At 56.4% G+C, this 20059-nt stretch carries 25 protein-coding genes; 14 read left to right on the plus strand and 11 right to left on the minus strand.

Annotation, left to right across the window (positions count from 1 at the left end):
- Positions 1-52 precede the first annotated feature (52 nt).
- On the plus strand, positions 53-1387 hold the full coding sequence (locus tag BWI95_RS13025) for an aminotransferase-like domain-containing protein (RefSeq protein WP_054804095.1): 1335 nt from the start codon (positions 53-55) through the stop codon (positions 1385-1387).
- On the opposite strand, the gene BWI95_RS13030 is transcribed toward BWI95_RS13025, so the two are convergent.
- Together BWI95_RS13030 and BWI95_RS13035 are read right to left on the minus strand one after the other, a co-directional pair.
- Entirely contained in the window at positions 1384-2133 is a 750-nt protein-coding gene (locus tag BWI95_RS13030) for a nucleotidyltransferase domain-containing protein (RefSeq protein ID WP_054804096.1), read from the minus strand. The two genes, BWI95_RS13025 and BWI95_RS13030, sit on opposite strands and share 4 nt — an antisense overlap.
- A 14-nt stretch (positions 2134-2147) precedes the next feature.
- Positions 2148-2897: a DeoR/GlpR family DNA-binding transcription regulator gene (locus BWI95_RS13035; RefSeq protein WP_076769609.1), complete on the minus strand. Its 750-nt coding sequence runs from the start codon at positions 2895-2897 to the stop codon at positions 2148-2150.
- A gap of 104 nt (positions 2898-3001) precedes the next feature.
- On the opposite strand from BWI95_RS13035, the gene BWI95_RS13040 reads away from it, so the two are divergent.
- The 4 genes from BWI95_RS13040 to BWI95_RS13055 all read left to right on the plus strand — a co-directional run bounded on the left by BWI95_RS13040 (position 3002) and on the right by BWI95_RS13055 (position 5819).
- Positions 3002-3388, plus strand: coding sequence for an NUDIX hydrolase (locus BWI95_RS13040; RefSeq protein ID WP_054804097.1), 387 nt, complete (start codon positions 3002-3004; stop codon positions 3386-3388).
- Positions 3389-3402: 14 nt separating this feature from the next.
- On the plus strand, positions 3403-4005 hold the full coding sequence (locus BWI95_RS13045; RefSeq protein WP_076769610.1) for a LysE family translocator: 603 nt from the start codon (positions 3403-3405) through the stop codon (positions 4003-4005).
- Positions 4006-4138: 133 nt separating this feature from the next.
- Positions 4139-4804 (plus strand): DUF2625 domain-containing protein, encoded by a 666-nt coding sequence (locus tag BWI95_RS13050; RefSeq protein WP_076769611.1) that lies wholly within the window; start codon positions 4139-4141, stop codon positions 4802-4804.
- Positions 4805-4925: 121 nt separating this feature from the next.
- The gene (locus BWI95_RS13055) at positions 4926-5819 is read left to right on the plus strand and encodes an alpha/beta hydrolase (RefSeq protein WP_156884909.1); all 894 of its coding nucleotides are present in this window, start codon (positions 4926-4928) and stop codon (positions 5817-5819) included.
- Here the strand turns inward: BWI95_RS13055 and BWI95_RS13060 are convergent, their stop codons facing one another.
- On the minus strand, positions 5820-6401 hold the full coding sequence (locus tag BWI95_RS13060; RefSeq protein WP_076769613.1) for a histidine phosphatase family protein: 582 nt from the start codon (positions 6399-6401) through the stop codon (positions 5820-5822).
- A gap of 17 nt (positions 6402-6418) precedes the next feature.
- On the minus strand, positions 6419-6802 hold the full coding sequence (locus tag BWI95_RS13065; RefSeq protein ID WP_054804100.1) for a winged helix-turn-helix transcriptional regulator: 384 nt from the start codon (positions 6800-6802) through the stop codon (positions 6419-6421).
- A 110-nt stretch (positions 6803-6912) separates the two neighbouring features.
- On the opposite strand from BWI95_RS13065, the gene BWI95_RS13070 reads away from it, so the two are divergent.
- A complete protein-coding gene (locus BWI95_RS13070) occupies positions 6913-7962 on the plus strand; it encodes an NAD(P)-dependent alcohol dehydrogenase (protein ID WP_054804101.1) in 1050 nt (349 codons plus the stop codon).
- Between the two features lie 10 nt (positions 7963-7972).
- Here BWI95_RS13070 and BWI95_RS13075 read toward each other — a convergent pair whose 3' ends face one another.
- Entirely contained in the window at positions 7973-8338 is a 366-nt protein-coding gene (locus BWI95_RS13075; RefSeq protein ID WP_054804102.1) for an SH3 domain-containing protein, read from the minus strand.
- A 183-nt stretch (positions 8339-8521) separates the two neighbouring features.
- Between BWI95_RS13075 and BWI95_RS13080 the strand changes: the two genes are divergently transcribed.
- The 4 genes from BWI95_RS13080 (at position 8522) to BWI95_RS23730 (ending at position 10550) form a co-directional block, all read left to right on the plus strand.
- Positions 8522-8905: a biofilm formation regulator BssR gene (locus BWI95_RS13080; RefSeq protein ID WP_076769614.1), complete on the plus strand. Its 384-nt coding sequence runs from the start codon at positions 8522-8524 to the stop codon at positions 8903-8905.
- A 131-nt stretch (positions 8906-9036) separates the two neighbouring features.
- Positions 9037-10143, plus strand: coding sequence for a PQQ-dependent sugar dehydrogenase (locus BWI95_RS13085; protein ID WP_076769615.1), 1107 nt, complete (start codon positions 9037-9039; stop codon positions 10141-10143).
- Between the two features lie 120 nt (positions 10144-10263).
- The gene (locus BWI95_RS23310; RefSeq protein WP_415859158.1) at positions 10264-10347 is read left to right on the plus strand and encodes a hypothetical protein; all 84 of its coding nucleotides are present in this window, start codon (positions 10264-10266) and stop codon (positions 10345-10347) included.
- Positions 10348-10466: 119 nt separating this feature from the next.
- Positions 10467-10550 carry a hypothetical protein gene (locus BWI95_RS23730; protein ID WP_415859159.1) on the plus strand — a complete coding sequence of 28 codons (84 nt, stop codon included), beginning with the start codon at positions 10467-10469 and terminating at the stop codon, positions 10548-10550.
- Between the two features lie 105 nt (positions 10551-10655).
- Here the strand turns inward: BWI95_RS23730 and BWI95_RS13100 are convergent, their stop codons facing one another.
- A complete protein-coding gene (locus tag BWI95_RS13100; RefSeq protein WP_076769617.1) occupies positions 10656-11285 on the minus strand; it encodes a glutathione S-transferase family protein in 630 nt (209 codons plus the stop codon).
- A gap of 233 nt (positions 11286-11518) precedes the next feature.
- Between BWI95_RS13100 and dacC the strand changes: the two genes are divergently transcribed.
- On the plus strand, positions 11519-12721 hold the full coding sequence (gene dacC, locus BWI95_RS13105) for a serine-type D-Ala-D-Ala carboxypeptidase (protein WP_076770312.1): 1203 nt from the start codon (positions 11519-11521) through the stop codon (positions 12719-12721).
- Positions 12722-12749: 28 nt separating this feature from the next.
- Here dacC and deoR read toward each other — a convergent pair whose 3' ends face one another.
- Complete coding sequence (gene deoR, locus BWI95_RS13110; RefSeq protein ID WP_076769618.1) at positions 12750-13508, minus strand: DNA-binding transcriptional repressor DeoR; 759 nt, start codon at positions 13506-13508, stop codon at positions 12750-12752.
- 64 nt (positions 13509-13572) lie between these two features.
- A complete protein-coding gene (gene ybjG, locus BWI95_RS13115; protein ID WP_054804048.1) occupies positions 13573-14181 on the minus strand; it encodes an undecaprenyl-diphosphate phosphatase in 609 nt (202 codons plus the stop codon).
- Positions 14182-14433: 252 nt separating this feature from the next.
- Here ybjG and BWI95_RS13120 point away from each other — a divergent pair, with 252 nt between their 5' ends.
- Positions 14434-15666 (plus strand): MFS transporter, encoded by a 1233-nt coding sequence (locus BWI95_RS13120; protein WP_054804045.1) that lies wholly within the window; start codon positions 14434-14436, stop codon positions 15664-15666.
- A gap of 30 nt (positions 15667-15696) precedes the next feature.
- Here the strand turns inward: BWI95_RS13120 and BWI95_RS13125 are convergent, their stop codons facing one another.
- Entirely contained in the window at positions 15697-16899 is a 1203-nt protein-coding gene (locus BWI95_RS13125; protein ID WP_076769619.1) for an MFS transporter, read from the minus strand.
- Between the two features lie 178 nt (positions 16900-17077).
- Between BWI95_RS13125 and BWI95_RS13130 the strand changes: the two genes are divergently transcribed.
- Complete coding sequence (locus BWI95_RS13130; protein ID WP_156884911.1) at positions 17078-17533, plus strand: hypothetical protein; 456 nt, start codon at positions 17078-17080, stop codon at positions 17531-17533.
- 74 nt (positions 17534-17607) lie between these two features.
- Positions 17608-18072: a hypothetical protein gene (locus BWI95_RS13135; RefSeq protein ID WP_054804043.1), complete on the plus strand. Its 465-nt coding sequence runs from the start codon at positions 17608-17610 to the stop codon at positions 18070-18072.
- Between the two features lie 54 nt (positions 18073-18126).
- Here BWI95_RS13135 and BWI95_RS23615 read toward each other — a convergent pair whose 3' ends face one another.
- Both BWI95_RS23615 and BWI95_RS23320 read right to left on the minus strand, forming a co-directional pair.
- Positions 18127-18681 carry a hypothetical protein gene (locus BWI95_RS23615; protein ID WP_076769620.1) on the minus strand — a complete coding sequence of 185 codons (555 nt, stop codon included), beginning with the start codon at positions 18679-18681 and terminating at the stop codon, positions 18127-18129.
- A 519-nt stretch (positions 18682-19200) separates the two neighbouring features.
- A complete protein-coding gene (locus BWI95_RS23320; RefSeq protein ID WP_156884912.1) occupies positions 19201-19689 on the minus strand; it encodes a hypothetical protein in 489 nt (162 codons plus the stop codon).
- Between the last annotated feature and the right edge of the window lie 370 nt (positions 19690-20059).

Here is a 20059-nt window from a genome sequence, read left to right on the forward strand (position 1 = left end):
ATGGTAGGTTGAGGCATTTACGACAATCAAATTATTGTCATGGATACATTCGATGAAAGCGCGCTACAAACAGCTGGTTGATCGCTTCGCTGTGCAGATCCGTACCGGCGAGCTGCCGCCCGGCACGCGTTTACCAACGCACCGCTGCCTCGCCGGGCAGGAACATATTTCGCTGGCGACCGCCACCCGCGTCTATCGCGAGCTGGAAGCGATGGGGCTGGTCAGCGGTGAAACCGGCCGCGGCACCTTTGTCAGAGAGATTGCCCTTCCTCCCGGTCACGGTATCGATCAGCTTGCCGTCGCCAGCGACGTGCTGGATCTCAACTTCAACTACCCGGCGGTGAGCGGGCAGGGCGAGCTGCTGCGCGAGGCTCTCAAACGCACGGCAGTGGAGGGCAATATTGAGGCGCATCTGCGTTATCAGCCTCATGGCGGGCGGATCACCGAACGAGAGGTCTTCGCCGCGCACTTCACGCAGGGCGCGTTTCGCCCGATGGCTGAAAATCTACTGCTGGTGAATGGCGCGCAGCACGGCTTGACCATTACGGTTATGGGGCTGCTTAAACCGGGCGATGTGGTGGCGGTGGACGCGCTGACCTATCCCGGTTTTAAGGCGCTGGCCGCGCTTTATCATCTGGAGCTGGTGGCAATTCCGGCAGCGCAGGATGGCCCGGATCTGGCCGCATTGCACCAGCTCTGCCAGCAGCGGCGTATTCGCGCAGTGTATACCATGCCGACAATGCATAACCCGCTGGGCTGGGTGATGAACAGCCCGTCGCGCAAAACGCTCGCCGCTATTGCCCGTGCTCACGATCTGTTGCTCATTGAAGATGCCGCCTACGCCTGGCTGGTTCGCCGCGCGCCGCCGCCGCTCGCCTGTTTTGCGCCGGAAAGGACGGTTTATGTCAGCGGATTTTCAAAAAATGTAGCGACCGGCCTGCGGGTCGGAGCGGTGATCTGCCCGCCTGAACTGCGGCCTGCGCTGGAACGGGCGATCCGTGCTACGACGTGGAATGCGCCGTCGCTCATGACCTCACTGGTCAGCCACTGGATAGAGGAGGGGACGGTGGGCGATCTCGAAAAACGTAAGCGGGAAGATGCCCGGTTGCGCCAGCGCATGCTGCGAGAAACGCTGGCCGGTCTGCCGTGCGTAACCCACCCCGACTCTTACTTTGCCTGGCTGCCGCTCTCTGAGGAGTCGCGCGCCGATCGGGTAGTCAAGCAGCTGATGGATAACAACATCTCCCTCTCGACTGCGGAACCCTTTTGCACGGCGGCATCGACGCCGCAGGCGCTGCGCGTAGCCCTCGGTTCGGTCGCTATCGACACCCTGCGCGGAGCGCTGCTGACCATCCGCGAAGCGATAGAGTATGAAGCGAGCCGCTAGCGGCGACTCTCCTCCAGCCAGCGCATCAGCGCGTTAAGCTTGGCGGTGAAGTGCGCCGTGTCATCCTCTGGCGTATGGCACTGTTGCAGCAGCCAGCCGATGGCCTGCTGCTGCTGCGGAAAGCGCTGTACAACACGGCTGGCATACTCCTCCAGCGTCTCGGGCCAGCCGTTATCCTCTGCGCGGCGTAACAGATTGGTTGCGCGCAGCAGTTTACGCGCCGCCGCCCGCTGAAGCAGCCGTGCATCGCTCGCCGCTGCCAGCTGCTGAAGGTAGCCTTGCAGGACGGGAATGAAATCACCGTTTACCGCCACGGCAATCTCGCGCGAGGGGGTAAACGGTGAAAAACGGCTCGCGAGATCCTCCCCTGACACGCAGCGGCAGTGGTGCTTAAGCCAGTAACCCCAGCTGAAGCGGTTTTCGTCGGCCAGCGCCTCTGCCAGCGTGCCGCAATCAAAATCGACTTTGCTGATAACCGGATGCTGCGTCTGCACATGCTCCGCAATCGCCCGAAGGCTATCGCGTTCCGCCGCGTTCAGCGCGCGCCGGGTAATCAGGCAGACGTCGAGATCCGAGACCCCTGCCACCGCCGCACCTTTCGCCACGCTGCCGTAGAGGTAAATGCTGTGCACCTGCGCGTCGAACCGGGCGTGGAGCAGGCCGATCACCTCATCGACCACCGGGCGAAACGCCGGTTGCAGCGGGGTGTCGGGTAAACAGGCGATAAAGCCGTCGGCATCAACCATCGAAAGCGCCTCCGCTACAGCACGCTGATCTGCAACTGTTTGAACAGAGCGCTCATCTTCTCATCGAGCGGCTCATCGACCAGCAGCGTGCTGGCGAGCGTCAGATCACCGATGCCAAAAGCCGAAGCGGAGTTGATCTTCTCCGGCGACGCCAGCACCACGGTTTCCGCCGCGCGCTCCGAAAGTGCGCGCTTCACGCAGGCCTCTTCATAGTTGCCGGTGGTAAAGCCTGCCTGCTCATGCACACCGGTGACGCCCATAAAAAAGAGGTCAGCATTGATGCGGCGAATGGACTCAATCATCGATGCGCCCACGGTGACCATCGAGTGTTTATATAACTGACCGCCGATAACGATCACGTCCACATTTGGCAGGTTAATCAATCCGGCAGCAATGGTCGGGCTATGGGTGACCACGGTAAAGGCCAGATCCGGTGGCAGCAGGGTGACCATCTCTTCCGAGGTGGTACCGCCGTCGATGATGACGATATTGCCCGGCTGAATAAGATTGACTGCTTTCTGCGCGATGACGCGTTTTGCATGAATGTTCACGCTTTTGCGTACTTCAAATGGCGCAATCGCCGCCGACACCGCCAGCGCGCCGCCGTGCACCCGTTGCAGCAGGCCATCTGCCGCTAACTCCCTTAAATCGCGGCGAATAGAGTCTTCAGAGATAGCAAAGTGCTGGCTTAATTCACGGGACAAGACCTGCTTATCACGCGCCAGCATCTCAAGTATCTTCTGCTTACGTTGACTGGATAACACGTTTTCCCCTTACACGGTTGATCTTGATCTTGCACGATTATGCATGTTAGCGTGCCGGTTGTCAGCCTGACGATCCTAATTTTACGCAGTTTACAGGGGAAACCATGCACGCCATGCTTATTTTAATTGCCGGACCCGTACGCAGCGGCACCAACGGTGATGATGCGTTAATCAAACAGAATCTGGATGCCATGACGCGAGTTGCCGCGAAGGTGTTCGAAAAAGGCCATACGCCGGTGATTGGCGAATGGCTGGCGATGCCGCTGGCGGAAGCTGCAGGGTCGAAGAAGATTGGCGATGAGATTAGCCAGACCTTTTTGTACCCCGTCGCCCATCGCCTGATTCAACACTGCGATGCCATTTTACGCCTGCCCGGCGACTCAGCGGGTGCCGATAACGATGTGCGCATCGGGCGCGAGCGGGGTCTTACCATTTACAGCGCCGTTGATGAGATCCCTGCTGGCGAAACGCGGGAGTCATCTCCGGCTTAACGAAACGGGATGTAATGGAAATCAACATCATGGGGTTTATCCCCGTGCTTTTACCCGTCGCGCTCTCTCCGGGCGCGAGTTTTACCCTCGCGATGAACAGCGCGCTGGCCGGCGGGCGGGGTGGGTTGCTGCGCACGCTGGCGGGCACCGCGCTCGGCATTTACACCCATGCGCTGCTGATTGGCCTTGGGGTGACGGCGATCCTTGTCTCCTCTCCTGCGCTGTTTAACGTCCTGAAATATGCGGGGGCGGCGTATCTGATGTGGCTTGGCGTGCAACTGATCCGCAGCGGGTTAAAGACGAGTGAGATGACACTACGCGCGGACGGACCGACGGTGACGCTGAAAGAGGCGTGGCTGGCAAACGTGCTCAACCCGAAAGCGATCGTTTTTTATCTCACCGTGGTGTCACAATTTGCCGGCAGCCGCGGCGATGTCAGCCACTATCTGCTGCTGGCCACCGTGCATGTGCTGGTGATGGGCGCATGGCTGATTGCGTTGAGCAACATGCTGGTCTTCTCGGCGAAAAAAGCCAATCCGGCACGGCTCAAAAAAGGGGTAAATGTGGTGGGCGGCGCGCTGTTACTCATCTTCTCCGCCCTTTCACTGCTGCACTGAACGTAGAGCTTCTGTTCAAAATGCGCCGCGGCAAGGCAGATTTTGGTAGGGTGCAAAGCGGCCTCGCAGCCTTATTGGCGCGTCGCTTTCCGGTATGATGGCAGAGATTTTTACCTCGCCTGCAGGAGAGCGGATGAAGACCTTAACTGAACTTATCGATGTGCACGATCCCGGCTGGGTGGTGGTGCAGGAGTGGCTTAACGCGGCCAGCAACCCTTACGAGGTGCTGGCGAAAGATGAGGCCCGCGCCGAACAGGCGCTGCTGCAACTGCAGGTCACCACCCGCTCGCCGCTGGGAGCGCTGGTGTATGAAACCGGCGGGCTGCTGATTGATGATGGCTGGCTGCGTATCCTCGGCTCCGGCAGTGCGCGGCTGGCGCGTGACCCGATGAGCTGGACACAAACGGCGACAGACGCGGGATCTTTCGCTGCCTTACTGATTGCCGATGATGCGTCGGGTGGCTTTTTTGCCCTCAACGGCGGCGGGCTTGGAGAGGATATCGGCAACGTCTACTACTTCGCGCCGGATGCGCTGGCCTGGGAAGGGCTGGAAGTGGGCTACTCCGCGTTTGTTGAGTGGGCGCTGTGCGGCGATCTAGCGCTCTTCTACCAGACGGTGCGCTGGCCCAACTGGCGGGAAGAGGTGCGAACGCTCGGCGGCGAGCAGGTTTACGCCTTCTTTCCTTTCCTCTGGACCGAGCCAACGCTTTCGGTTAATGAACGCAAACGTACGGTGACGCCGATTGAGGAGCAGTGGCGGCTCGCACAGGAGGTGGCAGGGAGCCACCCGGAGTCGTAAAAGGGCAGGGCAGCAACATCCGCTGCCGCTTCCCTGTTGCAATCAATAATGATTCCCATTAACGTCTCACCCCTGATGTTATCTTCAGCCCGCGCGGCTGATGTACAGGGAGAATGGGTTCATGCTTTACCGTTTTCACGCCGTGCGCCTGGCGGCGCTGCTTCTGCTGCTTGCCTGGCAAACAGCTTATGCGAGGCCGGATATGGCGCCGCTCGGGCCCAACATCGCCGATCGCGGCTCTGCTTACTATCACTTTACGCAAAAACAGTTCGATTCCCGGGATGGTAAACGTCACTACAACGTGTGGACAGGCGTACCCAATAAAAGCGCACCGCCCGGCGGGTTCCCGGTGCTCTATATGCTGGATGGCAACGCGGCGATGGATAAGCTTTCGGAGGCGTTTTTACAACAACTCTTCGCTGCCAATCCGCCGGTGCTGGTGGCGGTCGGGTATCAAACCGATCTGCCATTCGATCTCGATAGCCGGGCGTATGATTACACGCCGCCGGGCACCGACACGCAGCAGCTGCGCGGCAGAGCAGGCGGTGGCAGTAACGCCTTTCGCCAGCTTCTGGAAAAGAGCATCGCGCCAGCGGTTGAAAAGGGGATTGCTATTAACCCGGCGCAGCGCGGGTTGTGGGGGCACTCCTACGGCGGGCTGTTCGTGCTGGAGAGCTGGCTCTCCTCCTCCTTTTTCACCACTACTTTTTCCGCCGTGCCTTCGCTGGCGCGCAATGATTTTCAGTTGCTGAAAACGATGGAAGCGGTCTCGCCGCAGCAGGCGGTGGGCAAGCACCTTTACCTGATGGAGGGGGACGGGGATCGCCGCGCGCAGGATGAGAACAGCGAGTCTGGCGTGCTGCCGCGCGTTCGCAGCACCCTTGCGCAGCTTGATCAGCATGGCGTCCCGGCTACTTACCGCTTATTCCCCGGCCTGACGCACGGGGCGATGTTCGCCACCTCGCTACAGGCGGCGTTACTTCAGCTCTCGCAGGCGGAGAAACAGCCGCTCTGATTATGCCGCCGGGTTATCGCGCCCGGCGGCAGTGAACGTTACTGATGACCAGTAGCCGTTTCCGGTGTGCTCGCGTTTTGCCCAGCCTGCCTTTTCCAGCTCGCGCGCAATCAGCCGGTTGATCACCCCGTGCCCCATGCTGAGCACGCGCTCATGCTGCTGCGCATGGGCGATCAGCGTAAGCGCCATTTTCTCTGCCCGCTGCATCGTCTGCTTTTTGGATTCCGGCCCGGCCAGCGCGCCGCTGAGCCAGCAGAGGCGAAACAGCACCAGCCACGCCTGCGGCGAGAGGCGAAGCCAGGGGAGGTTAAATACCGGCAAGGGCGCTTCACGCAGATCGTCGGCAATCAGATCGGGGGTGAGGTTCATCGCCTGTAGCGACGCACGGGCGCGCGGCAGCGGGCTGCTGATAACAAAAGCGTGGCGTTTATCCGCCAGAACGGCGTGGCAATCGGGTTCGCCAGTGACGCCCGAGGCATCATAGCCTGCAATCCAGCCGGACATGTCCGTGGCTTTGACCCGTGCGGAACCCTGCTGAGCGCTGAATTCAGGCTCGCCATGACGCATTAAAACTATCTCCATTTACGCTCCTGTGCGTTTTAGCCCTGTGCTTTACGGTAATGGGCTTCCATCTCATCCAGCGCGGCCTGGTTCTCCAGCCCCCACTGGTACATCTGCTCAATCGGCCCGGCGAAGGTTTTGCCAAGCGGCGTGAGGCGGTAATCGACTTTCGGCGGGACAATGTCATAAACGTGGCGGGCGATCAGGCCGCGCTGCTCCAGCTCTTTTAGCGTCTGGAAGAGCATTTTTTTGGAGATCCCCTGCAGGCTACGCTGCAACTCGCCGGTGCGGGCGCGCTCATCAGGCCAGTGGTAGAGTGCATGCAGCACCATCGTGCTCCACTTGACCGAGAAGAGGTCCATCAGGCGGCGCGGCGGCGAATCCGCGTAGAAAAAGAGTTTGCCGTCAACCCAGGCTGGCATAAAAAGCCCTCATCTGTGGTCACCAAATGGTAACTACTATCAATTGTGAACCTTGCGGACTATAGTCTGCCGCCTTCACGCTATTAACGCCAGCCCAACCTGGAGGCCTTATGAAAATCAATGCACTGGTCGCGGTCGATGCCGCAAAACCGCTGACGTCCGGCGACATTACCCTTCGCCCGCTGCAAAACCAGGATGTCAAAATCGACATTCTTTACTGCGGCGTCTGCCACTCCGATCTGCATATGGCGCGCAATGAGTGGGCGGTAAGCCGCTATCCGCTGGTGCCGGGGCATGAGATAGTCGGCCGCGTCAGCGCCACCGGCACGGGCGTGTCGGCCTTTCAGGTCGGCGATATTGTGGGTGTCGGGGTGATGGTGGATTCCTGCCGTGAATGCCACTTCTGCAAACAGCATGAAGAGCAGTATTGCGAAGCGGGCTTTACCGCCACCTATAACGGGATTGATAAATACACCGGCGAGAGCACCTGGGGCGGTTACGCCGAGAGCGTCATTGTCGATCAGGATTTTGTCGTCTCGGTGCCGCACAACCTACCGCTGGCGGGCGTTGCGCCGCTGCTCTGCGCAGGCGTTACCGTCTGGTCGCCGCTGCGCCACTTCAACGTTAAAGCGGGTGATGCGGTGGGCGTTGTCGGCCTCGGCGGGTTAGGGCATATGGCCGTTAAGCTGGCGAGCGCGATGGGTGCCGAAGTAACGCTGTTTACCACCTCGCCGGAGAAGGGCGAAGATGCCCGCCGTCTCGGCGCAAAACGCGTGGTTGTTTCGCGCGATGCCGCGCAAATGGCTGCCTGCCACACCTCGCTGGATTTCATTATCGATTGCGTCGCGGCACCGCACGATCTCGACCCCTACCTGGCGACGCTGAAAACCAACGGCCGCCTGGTGCTGGTGGGTATTCCCGATCAGCCCCATGCGTCACCCAACATCACGCCGATGGTGTTTCGCCGCTTAAGCATCAGCGGCTCGTCGATTGGCAGCATCCGTGAGACGCAGGAGATGCTCGATTTCTGCGGCCAGCACGGCATCACGGCGGATGTGGAGATGATTGGCGGTGAAGCGATCGAAAGCGCTTTCGCCCGCATGTTGAAAGGCGATGTGAAATACCGCTTTGTTATCGATATGCAGGCTACGCGCTGGTAAACCGCCAGCTTTACACAGGCGCGACGTGCTCCTGCGGTACCCAGCCGAGGTCGCCGTCCGCTTTTTCTGCCAGATACCAGCCGTTAAGGCTCTGATGCACCGTAAGTTGCTCACCGGTTTGCACGGTGAGTTCGTGTGCGCAGTAGGGCTGCTGGCAGACACCTTGATGGGCGCTGACTGGCGTAAAGAGCTGCTGCGGCGCCCAGCCCGCTTTTCCCGACTCTAATGTCACCCAAATCCAGCCGCGCCATTGCAAATCGCAGTGACTAATTTGTGCTCTTTCCCCCTCGCGGATAGTCAGCGGATCGGGATAGGCCGAGCGATAGTCACGGATTACTTTTACGGTGGTTTGCAGCGGGTAAGAGACTGCTTTCATTCTCCTTATCTCCTGACGTCGCGAAGCGCTTTTATAACAAGCGAAACGGCAGCCCAGCCCAGTGCTGGCGCGGCCTGTGTAAAAGATCGTCAAAAGAATAATATTATTGACCAAAGCCATGCTTTTGGTCAAAAAGCGGCCATACTATTGATCTGCCCAATGGCTGACAAGGGAGGTAAAAGTATGACCGCTGATGAACTCGCTCGTCGTTTATTAATGAAGTTGATGACTGCCAGAACAGACCTTGCGGCCTATATCCAGATGCGCAAAGCGAAAGGGTATATGTCGGTCAACGAAAACGATCGTCTGCGTGAGATGTTTTTTGCCCTGGCGCTGGAGATCCGCGATAAAAGCGAAAGACTGCAAGAGATACAGGATCGCGATACGCGCAGCGCCATGTACAGTGCTGAAGAGGCGCTCTCTTCCGCCGCCGTTTCACTGATGACCGGGCGAAGAGATTGCGCCAATTTCATCTCCGTGAACGTCGACAAGCTGGAGCGTTCGCTCAACATTCTCGATTACAGTCTTCAATACCTGAATGAGCACTCTCCGCTGGCTGAAGCGTGAGCCGCTTCCGCACCCAGAATCATAAGGGGAGCCCGCTCCCCTTTATGCTTAAGCTTTTGTAAAAGCAAACCCAGCCGCGAAATCGATGGCTAACCTTTATCCAGGCTTACCGCTTAATAAAGGAGTGCCGTATGCGCCATCTTCCCCTGTCATTACTTTTTCTCTCAACCTCTGTGCTCGCCGCCCCGGCTGTGGTCAACGTCGATGTCCTGCAAACAAAACTCGAGCACCCCTGGGCCCTGGCCTTTTTACCCAATGACGGCGGAATGCTCATCACCCTGCGCGGCGGCGAGCTGCGCCACTGGCAGGCGGGCAAGGGGCTTTCCGATCCGATAAGCGGCGTGCCAAAAGTGTGGGCGCAGGGTCAGGGGGGCTTGCTGGATGTGGCGCTGGCACCTGATTTTGCCTCATCAAGGCGCGTATGGCTGAGCTATGCCGAAGCGGGACAGGATGGCAAAGCGGGTACCGCCGTCGGCTTTGGTCGCCTGAGCGACGATGGTAAACAGCTTGAGCACTTCCAGACCGTTTTCCGCCAGCAGCCAAAACTCTCGACCGGTAATCACTTTGGTGGCCGCATGGTGTTTGATGGCAAAGGCTATCTGTGGATAGCGCTGGGTGAGAACAATCAGCGGCCGACGGCGCAGGAGCTGGATAAGCTGCAGGGCAAGCTGGTGCGGCTGACGGATCAGGGCAAGGTGCTGGAGGATAACCCGTTTGCAGGCAAGCAGGGTGCTCGGGCAGAGATCTGGTCTTACGGCATTCGTAATCCACAGGGGATGGCGATCAACCCGTGGAGCCAGGCGCTGTGGCTGAATGAGCACGGCCCGCGCGGCGGGGATGAGATCAACGTGCCTGAAAAGGGTAAAAATTACGGCTGGCCGATTGCCACCTGGGGCATCAACTACAGCGGGCTGAAGATCCCGGAAGCGAAAGGCGGCATTGTCGAGGGGACCGAACAGCCAATTTTCTACTGGAAGGAATCCCCGGCCGTCAGCGGCATGGCTTTTTATAATTCGGACACCTTCAAGCAGTGGAAGAACAAACTCTTTATCGGCGCGCTGAAGGATAAGGATGTCATTGTGATGAGCGTCGATGGCAACAAGGTGAGCGAAGATGGCCGCATTCTCGGCGATCGTAACCACCGTATCCGCGATGTGCGCGTTGGCCCGGATGGGTATTTATATGTCTTAACCGACGAGAGCAACGGCGAGTTGTGGAAGATGAGTCCGGCATCGTAATCGCGCCGTGTTATTGCCGGATGGCGCGCAGTTATCCGGTGTAGGCCAGGTGCGGTTTGTCTTGCCGGATGGCGCTGGCGCTTATCCGGCCTACGCGATCGCAATCACCGTATCCGCGATGTGCGCGTTGGCCCGGATGGGTATTTGTATGTCTTAACCGACGAGAGCAACGGCGAGTTGTGGAAGGTGAGTCCGGCATCGTAATCGCGCGTGTTATTGCCGGATGGCGCGCAGTTATCCGGTGTAGGCCTGGTGCGGTTTGTTTTGCCGGATGGCGCTGGCGCTTATCCGGCCTACGCGATCGCAATCACCGTATTCGCGATGTGCGCGATGGCCCGGATGGGTATTTGTATGTCTTAACCGATGAGAGCAATGGCGAGTTGTGGAAGGTGAGTCCGGCATCGTAATCGCGCCGGGTGAGTGCCGGATGGCGCTAACGCTTATCCGGCCTACGAAAGCATGGTGCACGCGTAGGCCGGATAAGGCGGAGCCGCCATCCGGCAATCAAGCCGTCACGTTACCGGGATCATCACGTTATGGCGAAACGCCGGGCGCTCGCAAAGCTGCGCGTACCAGCGCTGCAAATGCGGGTGCGGCGCCCAGCTCAGGCCGGGAATATTAAACAGGTTATAGATAAACGGGGCGACGGCGATATCGCCACAGCCAAACGCTTCGCCCGAGAGCCATGGCGTATTGGCCAGTTCATTATCAAGCAGCTGTAACGCACCATCGAGCGCCTCTTTTGACGACGCAATCACCGCCTGATCGCGCTTTTCTGGTGCCGTTCGTACCAGGTTCATCAGCAGTGGGCTGTGCTTGGGTGCCAGCATACTCAGCGACCAGTCCATCCACTTATCACCCTGCGCCCGCGCGGCTGGTGACTCCAGCCACAGGCGGCTCTGACCATACTGCGCGACCAGGTAACGAACAATGGTGTTCGATTCCCACAGCACGGCACCGGTTTCGTCGTCGCGCAGCAGCGGCACCAGTCCGTTAGGGTTCATCGCCAGATATTCAGGATCGTGATTAACGCCGAACTCCCGGCCCGCCAGAATGTGCTCATATGGCAGCTCCAGTTCATCCAGCAGCCAGCGCACTTTTTTGACATTCGTCGAATTATTCCGTCCCCACAGCGTGATCATTTTTACCCCCGTGCAAAAGTGTGTTTCAGTGAATCTATCGTGGGCGAAACTTAACGTTCTGGCAACGACTTAGAAAAATAATGCACAACAGGCGCGCAACAGGCTGTTATTGCGTAAACTTTAAAAACTTTACCCAGTAGCGGTTTTTTTCGTTTCGTTTGTGCGTTATTACTCACCGTTTGTTACGGCACGGTGATGTGACGTTTTATTGAAAGGATACTCGGGTGGCTTATATGACGCAGTTCTCTCTATCCCTTCGCGGCCTGGCAGCAGGATCCGCGCTGTTGTTTCTCTTCTCCCCTTCGTTATATGCAGTGGAACAAACGCCTGCCGCGCCCCCGGTCGATGCCCGTGCGTGGATCCTGATGGATTACGCCAGCGGCAAAGTGCTGGCCGAGGGCAACGCCGACGAAAAACTCGACCCTGCCAGCCTGACCAAACTGATGACCAGCTATGTGGTCGGCCAGGCGCTGAAAGCGGGAAAAATTCACCTGACCGATACCGTCACCGTTGGCAAAGATGCGTGGGCGACCGGCAACCCGGCGCTGCGCGGCTCGTCGCTGATGTTCCTGAAGCCGGGCGACCATGTATCTGTGGCGGACCTGAATAAAGGGGTCATTATTCAGTCCGGCAATGACGCCAGCATCGCCATTGCCGATTATGTTGCTGGGAGCCAGGACTCCTTCGTCAGCCTGATGAACAGCTATGCGCAAAAGCTCGGCCTGACCAATACCACCTTCAAAACCGTCCACGGGCTTGATGCGCCGGGGCAGTTCAGCACCGCGCGCGATATGGCGCTGCTCGGCAAAGCGCTGATCCACGACGTGCCGGACGAGTACGCGATCCATAAAGAGAAAGAGTTCACCTTCAATAAGATCCGCCAGCCCAACCGCAACCGGCTGCTGTGGAGCACCAGCATGAACGTGGACGGCATGAAAACCGGCACCACCGAGGGGGCGGGTTACAATCTCGTCGCCTCGGCAACTCAGGGCGACATGCGCTTGATCTCCGTGGTGCTGGGGGCGAAAACCGACCGCATCCGCTTTAATGAGTCAGAAAAACTGCTCACCTGGGGTTTCCGCTTTTTCGAAACGGTGACGCCGGTGAAATCTGACGCCACCTTTGTCAGCCAGCGCGTCTGGTTTGGCGACAGCAGCGAAGCGAAGCTTGGCGCGGGCGAAGCAGGCTCAATCACCATCCCCAAAGGGCAGTTTAAAAACCTGAAAGCGAGCTTCACCCTCAACCAGCCGGAGCTTGAAGCGCCGCTGAAGAAGGGCCAGGTGGTGGGCACCATCAACTTCCAGCTCAATGACAAAACCATTGAGCAGCGCCCGCTGGTGGTGATGGAAGCGGTGAATGAAGCGGGCTTCGTTGGCCGGATGTGGGATTTTGTCCTGCTGAAGTTCCACCAGTGGTTTGGTAGCTGGTTCTCGTAGCCGTGGTGACCGTGCCCGGCGGGCGCGGTCAGTAGAGAAGGGTGATCTGCTCTTTTTTCGCCGCGCTGACCAGGCCATCATCCGGCCGGCGGTCGCTGACAATCACATCGAAACGGTTTAACGCGCCCATGCAGGCCGGGCGCACTTTGCCGAACTTGCTGTGATCGACCACCAGCACATGACGCTGCGCGCTGTTCATCGCCCAGTGTTTTACCGGCAGCTCTTCAAGGTTAAAGCAGGTCGCGCCCTGTTCCGTGTGTACGCCCGCCGCCGAGTAGAAAGCGATGTCCGGGCGCAGGTTGCTCAGGGTTTCATTAAAGTTCAGCGGCTTAAAAATGGCGTTGCTGGCGTGAAACTCCCCACCGCTAAGAATGGCGCGGCACAACGGTTTCTCCTGCAGCGCCAGAAAGGTGTTCAGCGAGTAGCAGACGGCGGTGAAGGGCAGATCCTGAGGCAGCGCGTCGATGATCCACGGCGTGGTGGTGCCGCAGTCAAAAAAGGCCATCTGGTGCGGTTGCAGCAGGGCAGCGGCGAGCTTTGCCGCGCGGCGCTTCTCCTCGACGAGGCGGTTTTTCTGATCGCTTAACAGATAGTGGCTGGCAGAGCGCGGTTCGAGCACAATATAGCCGCCGAGCAGCACTACCGGAGCGCTGTTGGTGCTGAGATCGCGACGAATGGTCATTTCAGAAACGCCAAGCAGGGCGGCCGCCTCTTTCAGATGCAGCTTATCGCTGCGCTTGAGCGCCGCCAGCAGCTGGTTGATCCGCTCGTCACGTCTTGTTTCCATAATTCACCCGAATAAAAGAAAGCCCCGCATAAGCGGGGCCTTTATCTTACCTGCGCCCTGGCGCTTAGTCACGCATCCAGCCGCGACGGATCGGGAAGGCAAAACAGAGGCGATAAATCTGCTGCGCGGCGTGATAAATCTTCTCGCCGAACGCCTGCCACAGAATTTGTGCGCTCAGGCAGCCGCAGATGCCGACCAGCAAACCGCCGAGCATATCCAGCGGCCAGTGGACGCCAAGATAAACGCGCGACCAAGCGATAGCGAACGCCGTCACCATCAGCGCTGCGCCGGACCAGAAACGGTGCCAGGCAAGAAACGCAACGGCAAAGGTGAAGATCACCGTACCGTGATCGCTCGGGAAGGAGTCATCCGCTGCGTGTGGCAGGAAGTTATAACCCACATGATCGACAAAAGGCCTGTCGTGCGGAAAGGTATGGCCTAAAATCCATGAGAGCGAGAGGCTGACGACGATCGCCAGCGCCACTTTGATCACCAACTGACGCTGAGCGCTGACCTGGCTGCGCGGCCCCCATAGCCAGAGACCAACCGCCAGCAGCGGCACGATATTGATCAGATCTTTGGCAACAACGTGGGCGACGGTCAGGAGCCAGGCGGGCGAGTCGGGCGTGGCGTTAATCCAGTAGAACAGGGTGTGATTCAGGCTCTCTAACATAGACAGATTACTCTTTGATGACAGTCCGGATTGATCAAAGCGCTCACCATAAAAGCGGTGCGGCACAGGGTAAAGGGGTTTTGTCTTACTCCGTAGAGAGTTAGACGATTCCTGGTCTCAGAGTACGCCCTGTCACTTAAGCAAACCTTAAACGAGTGAATACGTGCTTTATCTGTTTTTGCGGGAGAATTCACTACCGTCGCGCGATGGCTTTGATTACACTCTGCGCGATTTTTCAAAGGAAGAGATTGCATGCAAAACCATACCCTTTCCGGCCAACGTCTGGGACGACGGGCGCTGTTATTCCCCCTCTGTCTGGTGCTTTACGAATTCTCCACCTATATCGGCAACGATATGATTCAGCCCGGTATGCTAACGGTGGTCGAGCAATATAACGCAGGCATTGAGTGGGTTCCGACCTCGATGACCGCCTACCTGGCGGGCGGCATGTTCTTACAGTGGCTGTTAGGGCCGCTCTCCGACCGCATCGGCCGTCGCCCGGTGATGCTTACCGGCGTGGTGTGGTTTATTGTCACCTGCCTGGCGACACTGCTGGCGCAGAACATTGAGCAGTTTACGCTGCTGCGCTTTTTACAGGGCATTAGCCTCTGCTTTATTGGCGCTGTGGGGTACGCGGCGATTCAGGAGTCGTTTGAGGAGGCGGTCTGTATCAAGATCACCGCCCTGATGGCGAATGTCGCGTTAATTGCGCCCCTGCTTGGCCCGCTGGTGGGCGCCGCCTGGGTGCATGCCGCGCCGTGGGAGGGGATGTTCGTCCTCTTTGCGCTGCTGGCGGCCTTCTCCTTCTTCGGGCTGCAGCGGGCGATGCCGGAGACCGCCACGCGACTCGGCGAGAAGCTGTCGTTTAAATCCCTGTGGCGCGATTACGCCGAGGTGCTGAAAAACGTGCGCTTTGTCGCGGGCGCGCTGGCTATCGGCTTTGTCAGCCTGCCGCTGCTGGCGTGGATTGCCCAGTCGCCGATTATTATCATCAGCGGCGAGCAGCTCAGCAGCTATGAGTACGGCCTGTTGCAGGTGCCGATTTTCGGCGCGCTGATTGTGGGCAACCTGGTGCTGGCGCGGCTGACTTCGCGGCGCACCGTGCGCGCGCTGATCATTCTTGGCGGCTGGCCGATTGTGGCCGGTCTGCTACTGGCGGCGGTTGCCACGTTTGCCTCTTCCCACGCCTATTTGTGGATGACGGCCGGGTTAAGCGTTTACGCCTTCGGCATTGGCCTTGCCAACGCCGGGCTGGTGCGCCTGACACTGTTCGCCAGCGAGATGAGCAAGGGCACGGTGTCAGCGGCGATGGGCATGTTGCAGATGTTTATCTTCACCGTCGGCATTGAGGTGAGTAAACATGCCTGGCTGATCGGCGGCAACGGGTTGTTCAGCCTGTTCAACCTGCTGAACGGTATTATCTGGCTGGGGCTGATGGTGGTGTTTCTGCGCGATAAGCGCATGGGAAATTCGCTGGAGGGATAGGGCGGCAGCCCGCAGGCCGCCGCCGCACTGTTAACCCAGTTCCGCCTGGGCTTGCGGTTCCGGTTTTGCCACCGCGCGCGCCACCAGCGCGGCAATCAGCACCAGGCCAAGCACCACCAGCATCGCGCTGCGCAATCCGTAGTGCTCGCCGAGGAAGCCGAGCAGCGGCGGGCCAACGAGGAAAGCAAGGTAACCCGTTGTTGCCACCACGCTGACGCGCGTCGCGGCATCCGGCCCGGTATCGCTGGCCGCCGAAATGGTCAGCGGGAAGCCGAGCGATGCGCCTAAGCCCCATAAAATGACCGAGAAGCCCGCCACCCAGGCGCTGTCGACAAAAATAATCAGGCCGATACCCAGCGCGCCCATTATCGCGCTGGCGCGCACCACGGCGACGCGGCTGTAGCGGTCGATAAACCAGCCGCCGCAGAAGCGCCCGGTGGTCATGCCGAGCGTAAAACCGGTGTAGATCAGCGAGCCGGAAGTAGGGCTGAAGCCGTGACCATCCACCATCAGCAGCGGTAGCCAGTCGTTAGCCGAGCCTTCAGCGAACGCCATCGCCAGCACCACCACGCCAATTAACAGCAGCTGCGTATCGCGCCAGAAGGGCATCCCTTTTTGACGGTTGGCGTGCTCTTCGGCGCTGTTTTGCCCGGTCCCCTCCGGCACGGCGGAGATCGCCAGAATAATCGGCACAATCGCCACCAGCGCCGCCAGCAGAATGTGCAGATTCGCGCTGATGCCCAGGGCAGTTAACGACATGCCGACGCCTGCGCCAACCAGCGTGCCAAGGCTGTAAAAGCCGTGCATCATCGGCAGAACGGTTTTGTTCATCTCCTGCTCAACCACCGCGCCTTCGATATTCATCGCCACTTCGCCCGCGCCCAGGCTGCCGCCAAAGCAAGCCAGACCAACGGCAAAGAGCAGCGGCGAGGCGAACCACAGGGCGATACTTAAAATCACCATCCCGAGCACCGAGAAGGACATGCTGGCGCGGATCACTTTGCGCGCCCCGAAGCGCTTCACCAGCCAGGCCGATGAGAGAATGCCGCTCATCGACCCGACCGACAGGCCAAACAGCACCGCGCCCATTTCAGCCGTCGAGACCGAGAGCACATCGCGGATCGCTGGCGTGCGCGATGCCCATGAGGCCATTAATAATCCGGGGAGAAAGAAGAAGGTGAACAGCGCCCATAAGCGATGGCGCAGGGCTTTTCGGGAGGCGTTTTCAGTCATAGATTCACATCAAAAAAAGTAAGGTGAAGTAACACTAGCATTTTTTGCGTGGTTACGGTGGCAGGAGGTGAATAACAGCCATGAGGTTAATCAATATAATTAAGAAAATGCATACGGTTATGTTAATGATACATTGGGGTAATAGTTTATTGAGGGAGCAATAAAAGTGAAATTTATCATGCAAACCGCAGTTGCATTGTTGCTGGCAAGCAATGTGAGTTATGCGCAATCCACTACCACCGACAGCTTCACCTATGAAGCGCACGCCCTGGCGTTGCAGAACGAGGGTGAAAAGTGCCAGTTAAGCGTCACTTCACCCGATGGGGCGATAAAGCGTTACGGGCTTGACCTCCGTTCGCCATGCTACTTCCTGTACGGCGCGGGAACGCAACCTAAACATTTCGCCTATCCGCGAGACGGCATTAAGGCGCTGTTTATCATTCTCGGCAACCCGCTTACGGCGGATGAGCAGAAGATCTGGCGAGTTAAAGACGCATCAACCTGCGGCACAAAAGGCTTCGGGCTCTACTTTGATGGTCAACACTTCAGTCTCAGCCGAACCTCACACGAGGGGATGTTGTTATGCCGTGACAGAGGCGTAGACGAAAAAGTTTTTAACACGCTGCGCGATTGATGGCAGGATACCCGCTTCCCGGGCCGCTACGGCCCTTTTTTATGAATTGAGCAAGTGATGCAGGCAGGGAAGGGATGATTATCAACACAGTCATGTGGTTAGCGTCGACGGCAGCGCTTTTTGCGTGGGTATTCAACGTTACCCTCAAAAACACCTTTAAAACCAATGCGAAATACTTCGGGATATTTATTGTGGTGCATCTGGCGCTTAATATCGGTGCGATGGCGCTGAGCAAGCATGGGGTTGTGCTGGTTAAACACCACTCCAGCGCGATGACGGTCACAGCCATGACGATCCTGTTGAAAAGCTATATGGTGCTGATGGCGATTATGGCCCTGAGCTTTTTTATCGCACTCGCGGGCAAAGGCGCAGAGAAAATGACGCAGTTTCACACCACCCATAATGCAGCCAACCTGCACCGTAACCCGCTCAAGTTTTACCTGCGCAACCAGTCAGGGCTTGTTAACGTCTACCGAGGGTTCTTCCTGATAGGTGGGGTTTATATGCTGTGGGCGATGTGGTTTAGGATGAGTTTTTGAAGTTTAGGGCGGCAATTAAGGGTCAATGCCGACTTTTGCCGCCATTGAGTATTGTTAGTGGATACCTTTATTGCTGGCTTCCATATCCATCATAAAACTGGTCATGTAGTCTGGATTGAAATCCATACCCTTAGCTTTCCAGTACGCAGCCCTCTGAATATCACTGACTTTTTGATCCATCATAAAACCAGTCATGTAATCAGGATTGAAGTTGTAACCTTTTGTCTTCCAATAATTTGCTCTTTGTATATCCTCGACTTTTTGATCCATCATAAAGCTCGTCGTAGAGTTTGGATCAAAATCGTAACCTTTTGATTTCCAATACCTAGCTCTCTCAATATCTTTGACTTTCTGATCCATCATAAAGCTAGTTGTATAGTTGGGATCAAAATTGTAACCCTTCCGTTTCCAGTACAAAGCGCGCTGAATGTCCTTCTTTTTTTGAATTTCCATAAAGTCTTCGCCCGGATACGCGTATTGTTTAGTAGGCGAGTTTGAACCCACAAAAGCAGGTGCGGTGGCAGTGGGAATAGATGTGCTGAAACGGCGAGATGGTTTGGTGGTATATTTGTAACTATTTGAATTTTTAGGGTATTCCTTTGTCCCCATTTTTCCTGTATAGGGATTGATATTCCCTCTCGTACTCCAGTTATTATAAAAATTATGGTCCGGTGCAGAGCGGTAATGAGGCTGTACGTAGGTTCCATTACTTCGAAAGTATCCATTAACATGAACGCCTCCCCCTTTGGGATATGCACAAAGGGAGAACAAAGCCGAAAATATTAGGATTAAATAACTGAGAGTCTTTGTTTTTAACATTTGCATCATAAATACCAATAAAAAATAACATTGACGCTGCTAAGTCGGAATATACACACATGTTATCATTTATCTTTATCATATTCATACTAATATTATATTTATTCGTTATTCATCTTGATAAATATATTGAGATGCAGCGCGGCTTCAAGAATAACAAAAGCAATGTGTGCGTAACGCATTGCAAGGGGTCATAATTACGGGCTGCAAGAGTGTATGAATAACAAAGGCGTAATGGTCAATATCCATAACGCCTTTGTTATTAGGTATAAGCCATGAATTTAAAAAATTGACACAAGATATATTAATTCAGGAGTTAGCGTCGGTTTGGCATCCAGGAGCAGGAGGTTGTATCTCTGGTTTTGTTTCATGCAGCTTCAAAATTGGTTTTTTGAAAATATCAGTAAATGAAAAAGCAGCTCTTGCAATGGCTACCAAACCTAATACATGGGTTAGTAAAACAAATGATAATGGATGACTGCTTGCCCATGATGTAAAATTTTTAACTGGCTCTGTGCCATGTATTATGTTGTTGTAAATTAAAGATATTGCATATATGAATACGAATGCAGTTTCAATATTCCATATTGTATTTAATATATTTTTATATGGTTCGTCTTTCTTATTTCTTAACTTAAGTGCGCTAAAAATGCAGCAGAGGAAGAACACCCCGGATATTAACTTGATGGTGAACTTAAATGTTTTATCATCAGTCTGGTTACATGCATAAATTATGACAAGAAGAACAAGTATAAGAGAAAAATAAAATCTCTTTGGAAGATTGAAACGATAGCTCATCAAGTTACTCCTGTTTATTAAGGTTTGTGTCATTCATAAAATAAAAGGGCAGGTATGCTGACTTGATAATAATGCACTGTTTTTAATATGAATGCACAAAGTATCAAAATCATGCGCCCTAATACCAATCTGATTCGCACCAGCACCGTGAACGATATGGACCGGCAAAATAGGTTGTGCCGGGCTACTCGAAACTAACTGGTACCTGGCTTACCTGGCTTACCTGGCTTACCTGGCTTACCTGGCTGACGCTGCGCGCCAGTGGTGGGCGCACATGGTGGTGACCGTCACCGGATGAGCATGTAATGGTGCTGAAGATGAGCAGAAATCTGTAAACCGTTTGTGCGATGCTATGAAAGCGTTTGATTTA

This window comes from Kosakonia cowanii JCM 10956 = DSM 18146 (genome assembly GCF_001975225.1).
GTDB lineage: Bacteria > Pseudomonadota > Gammaproteobacteria > Enterobacterales > Enterobacteriaceae > Kosakonia > Kosakonia cowanii.